The 5,243-nt window shown below is 51.0% G+C and carries 5 protein-coding genes; all 5 read right to left on the bottom strand.

Translation table 11 applies throughout. The annotated features are described in order from the left end of the window. Nucleotides 1–66 precede the first annotated feature (66 nt). Nucleotides 67–330 carry an Lpp/OprI family alanine-zipper lipoprotein gene (locus INT22_RS03005; protein ID WP_009723517.1) on the bottom strand — a complete coding sequence of 88 codons (264 nt, stop codon included), beginning with the start codon at nucleotides 328–330 and terminating at the stop codon, nucleotides 67–69. 222 nt (nucleotides 331–552) lie between these two features. Continuing rightward, entirely contained in the window at nucleotides 553–1,185 is a 633-nt protein-coding gene (locus INT22_RS03000; protein WP_193060133.1) for a L,D-transpeptidase family protein, read from the bottom strand. A 174-nt stretch (nucleotides 1,186–1,359) separates the two neighbouring features. After that, nucleotides 1,360–1,824 carry a 2-hydroxyacyl-CoA dehydratase gene (locus INT22_RS02995; protein WP_193060132.1) on the bottom strand — a complete coding sequence of 155 codons (465 nt, stop codon included), beginning with the start codon at nucleotides 1,822–1,824 and terminating at the stop codon, nucleotides 1,360–1,362. 53 nt (nucleotides 1,825–1,877) lie between these two features. Continuing rightward, nucleotides 1,878–2,339 (bottom strand): DUF6586 family protein, encoded by a 462-nt coding sequence (locus tag INT22_RS02990; protein WP_193067658.1) that lies wholly within the window; start codon nucleotides 2,337–2,339, stop codon nucleotides 1,878–1,880. Then, complete coding sequence (gene topA, locus INT22_RS02985; protein ID WP_038483622.1) at nucleotides 2,336–4,963, bottom strand: type I DNA topoisomerase; 2,628 nt, start codon at nucleotides 4,961–4,963, stop codon at nucleotides 2,336–2,338. Before topA ends, INT22_RS02990 begins: the two co-directional genes overlap by 4 nt. Between the last annotated feature and the right edge of the window lie 280 nt (nucleotides 4,964–5,243).

The raw sequence follows: 5,243 nt of genomic DNA, 5'->3' as shown, positions 1-5,243 counted from the left end.
CGCCGAGGCGGGGTTTTTTTACATCTACAGCAACCCTAAGTTTTAACACTTAGAGCCCAGGCAGAATTACTTCTGCATGGAACGCTGGAACATGCGGTTCATTTCTTCACGGTTCTGCTGAGACATCTGCAGAGCAGCTTGCGCATCGCGCTGAGCTTGGTTAGCAGTGTTCATTGCTTGTGAAGCCATGCTGCGTGCTTCTGCGGCATCAGCCTGTGCAGATTCAGCAGTCATGCGAACTTCTTCCAGGGCGCTGGTAGAAGCACAGCCAGCCAGGATTGCCAGTGAAGCGGCAGCGGCAGTCATCTTCAGAGCAGTCTTCAGAGTCATAATGTTCTCCTTGAGTCTTCCTTGGGTACAACGTTAAGGGTATGACAAATTTAAGGCTAAAGCGTTAGCTCAATTTTGTCTACCTGCGGTGCAGGTTCTTTACAGCGACTTGTACCATGGCATTACACCAATGCACGCAAGTCAAACGCTGTTTTATAATAGACCACAGCGGTTGTCTATAGCCACGTATTTAAAACCTTTAACTTCCTTCAACAGCATAGCCTATCGGATCACTACGCGAGTGCCAACACCTACCAGCGACGCAACGCGCTCAATTTGCTCGTTGGTGACAGCAACACAACCCTGAGTCCAATGGAACCGGCCATGAATATCTGGATCACCCTCACCAATACCATGTATACCAATGGCACCGCCTAATGCCGTATTCTGCGGTGGTGAGCCGTGGCGCTGATAGTGATCAAAATAAGCATCATAATCCGCTTGGGAGTAAATGCCTTTTTCGAGCGCCATCCTCGCATGAGGTGGCGTAGGATAATCGATACCAATAAAGATATGCCACTGACTTTCGTAATTAAATCGATTAATTCGAAACTCGCCGAGCGGTGTCACGTTATCACCGCGAACCCGCTGGGTTTTCGCCCCACCTCGCCCAAGGGATATGGGCGCGTAGTGCTCAACCAACGCATTACCACGGTAGACACTCAACGTGGCGTCTTTATCATCAATTAACACCCATAGTTCATTGCTGTGACGCGGGATACTCGCACGCGAAAGCAGCGTCTCAACCAGATCTGTGGGCTCATAATTATTTAAGCTACCGGAAGTCGCTGCACTGGCCACAGCAGGCCAGCCCAGCGCCAACGCTAAAAAACGGCGACGGTTTACAGGCATCATTATCGTTCTCTATATAGGCCAGCATCACCAGCCAACAAAGCATTTGTGGCGGTTGTTATACCTTATTCTCACACCAAATGTCAGTGCTTTCAAAAAAGCCAAATAATAAGCCAGCGCGCCAATATGCCAACCGCGCCCTTATTAAACGGTAGCTAAATCACTTCAAATACCCGCTTAGAGATCTTCGAATTCTTGCATACTCGCTACTAGCTTACGCGCTTCAGCATGATGTCCCTCTGCCAAAGCGTTAAAAAAAGTTTCCTCTGGCTCTATTTTTGCCCGTGATGCACGGTGCTCATAGAGGTCCTGTAGCTTGCGATGCGACTCAACCGCTACGCGAGTTAGTTCATCAATTGAGTCTGCTATCGTTTGTTGCGCAAGCGCCTCAAGCACTGGAGGCTGAGGAAAGTCATTAGGATCATCAAACCATATTTCCAACACTTCTTTATGATTAAAGCCATCACTAAAAAGCGCCTCTAGCCCCGTCTTCATCCGGAGTTCGCTATCGGCTAAATACGTTAACGCCATGGCAAGACGTTGATGGTCACTTGAATCGGCTGCGGCACGATACTGACGCGCCATGCGCCCATGGTAATCCGCGGCCCATTCAACGAAGTCTTTGACTTGGTTATAGCGCATCTATATCTCCTCTTGCGACTCACTCTCTCTAGGCAATACGTTTGACGTTATAACTACCACTCTTGGCTAGTTTCACGTAGCGCTGCAATATCGCGTTTTGCAGCATGAAGGTTAGTTAACAGCTGCTCAGCAACACTCACCTGGCTGCCGACAGCGATCATTGAGGGGTTCTGCACTGCGCGCTTACTTGCCCCCTCGTCACTGTGCAGCTTCTCAATTTTCCCCACCAGCCAGTGCAACCAGCTATCCGGCTGCTGCAGCATATCTCTTAAGCGCTGCAGCTCAGCAACGGCAGGACCCTTCTCATTAAGGAGCACTTGCCAGCCATGCTCGTTAAGACGCGCATGCTCGGTCACCTCTTTGAGCAGCGAGTTTAATGCCAGCTCAAAGAGCGCCAAGGCACTCTCTTCAATCGCCATTTGACGAGCCTGAGCATGCTCGTCATTACCTGCTGGAAGACCAACCAAAAGCTCAGCTTGATAAAGCAGTTGGTTGGTACGAGAACGCGGACTCACTTGCGCTTATCCTCCACGTGCCATTTACCCGCCTCAAACGTGGCTTTCCAGCCGGTTGCTTTGCCTTCTTCATCGGTCATCACGTACTGCTCTTTATTTTTCCGTGAGTAGCGAATTTGTGCAGGACGGCCATCCGGGTCTTCGCTGGGCGCCTTTAAGATAAAGTGATACTTTTCCGGCAGTTCGTCGGCGTGGGCTTTTAGCTCTTTGACCAGCGGCGGACGTGTTTCACGGTTTTTAGGGAACTTGCTGGCCGCTAAGAACAAGCCGCTGGCACCATCACGCAGCACGTAGTGATCTTCTACCTTTTGGCAGGCCAGTTCCGGCATGGGAATGGGGTCCATTTTGGGCGGTGCCACTTCACCACTACGAAGCAACTTGCGGGTGTTTTTACACTCGCTGTTGGTGCAGCCGAAATATTTGCCGAATCGACCTGACTTAAGCTGCATCTCAGAACCACACTTATCGCATTCGATAATGGGGCCGTCGTAGCCTTTGATTTTGAACTTGCCCGCTTCCACCTCATAACCATCACAATCAGGGCTATTGCCGCAAATATGCAGTTTGCGACCCTCATCGATGAGATAGTTATCCATGGCCGTTCCGCACTTCTGGCAACGACGCTTGGCACGGAGTGCGTTGGTTTCTGCTTCTTCGCCTGCATCTTCTGCAACAGCTTCTTCACCAGGAATTAAATCAATGGTGGTTTTACAGCGCTCTTTGGGCGGTAAGTTATAACCACTGCAACCCAAGAACACACCGGTGGAAGCCGTCCGAATTTGCATTTTGCGACCGCAGCTTGGGCAATCAATATCCGTAGGAACCGGCTGATTAGGGCGCATTCCTTCGTCGCTTTCGGCTTTGCTAAGCTCCTGGCTGAATTCACCATAGAAAGCATCCAGCAAGGCTTGCCAGTTACGCTCACCTTCCGCAACTTCATCCAGGCTATCTTCCATTCGAGCCGTGAACGAATAATCCATCAAATCGGGGAAAGACTCTTTCAGCCGTTCGGTGACAATATCACCCAATTTTTCAGCATAAAAACGGCGACTTTCTAGCTTCACGTAACCACGATCCTGAATCGTGGAAATGATGGCAGCATAGGTAGAAGGACGGCCAATGCCCTGCTTCTCGAGCTCTTTTACTAAGCTGGCTTCCGTATAACGCGGGGCCGGTTTAGTAAAGTGCTGCTGGGGATCAAGCTTTTCAAGCGCCATTGCCGTGCCCTTCGGCAAATCAGGCAGGCTTTGGTCTTCATTTTTACCTGATGGCTTCATCACCCGCGTGTAACCATCAAACTTGAGCACTCGCCCTTTGGCGCGCAAGTCGTAGCCATCAACTTCAACACTCAGCGTGCTGGAAAGGTACTCAGCAGGCGTCATCTGACAGGCCACAAATTGACGCCAAATCAGCTCGTAGAGACGCTCTGCATCACGCTCCATTCCAGAGAGGTCACTGGCCTTGCGCTCAACGCTAGAGGGCCTGATCGCCTCGTGGGCTTCTTGGGCGCTCTCCTTGCTGCTGTAACGGTTAGCAGAGTCTGGTAAATAGCGTGCACCGTACTCATCACCAATAAACGAGCGAACACTCTCTACCGCATCCTTTGAAAGATTGGTGGAGTCGGTACGCATGTAGGTAATGTAACCGGCCTCATAGAGACGCTGAGCCATGGTCATGGTTTTCTTAACAGAGAACCCTAACCGGCCACTAGCAGCCTGCTGCAATGTTGAGGTAATAAACGGCGCGGTAGGCTTAGAGCTTGTCGGCTTGTCTTCACGGGAGGTAATCGCAAGCTTGGCTTTGCGCAGTTGCTCAATACGTGCAAGCGTGTCCTTTTCGGAGGTAGGACGGAAGGGCTTACCATCCTGACGCACCAACGCAAATCTAACCAGCTCGCCATCCGGGGAAGCGAGATCTGCATGGACATCCCAAAACTCTTCAGGAATAAACGCACGAATTTCTCGTTCACGCTCAACGATCAGGCGAACCGCAACAGATTGAACACGACCTGCTGATAAGCCCCTGGCAATCTTGGCCCACAGCAACGGTGAAAGCATAAAACCAACAACGCGGTCCAAGAAGCGGCGCGCCTGCTGCGCTTCCACCCGGGGAATATTTAGCGCCCCTGGCGATTTAAACGCATCCTGAATGGCATTTTTGGTTATTTCATTAAATACAACGCGCTTATAGCGACTGTTATCACCACCAATTGTCTCGCGCAAATGCCAGGCAATTGCTTCCCCTTCGCGGTCCAAATCCGTTGCGAGATAAACAGCATCAGCTTTTTCAGCCAGCTTCTTTAATTCAGCGACGACTTTTTCTTTACCCGGGAGCACCTCATAGCGCGCTTCCCAGCCGTTATCCGGGTCGATGCCCATCCGCCGAATTAACTGATCATGAGCCTTACGTTTTTTGTACTCTGCTTTCTCTTCCGCCGACATCTTGCGTGTTGCCGCAGCCTGGCGAGCGCGCTCCTTCGGGTCGGAGGCTGCCTTACCTGAGCCGCTGGTCGGCAGGTCACGGATGTGACCCACGCTCGACTTTACGATGAAATCGTTGCCGAGATACTTATTGATCGTCTTCGCTTTCGCAGGCGACTCGACGATGACCAGTGACTTGCCCATAGTGCTCCACTTTCCTAATGCTCAGGCGCTATCGCCCATGCTCTGAATACGTTGTCGCCTATCGTTACCACTTGACGACCATGAGAAAAATGCGCCTACCCTACCCCAGGCCTGCAACAAGCGCCAGTAACAACCGACGCATAAGTAACAAACTAATGCTGAAGCGCAAGGTGTCTATCCGTACTATTTTTCATAATGAAGTAGCTAGACACTAGACTGCCAATACGCAGACGGCAACCCAAAATACGGAAATCGAGTAGACATGATGGATTGACCTGCC

The organism is Halomonas sp. 3D7M (assembly GCF_014897885.1).
Lineage (GTDB): Bacteria > Pseudomonadota > Gammaproteobacteria > Pseudomonadales > Halomonadaceae > Vreelandella.
This window is presented reverse-complemented; position numbering and strand designations above follow the sequence as displayed.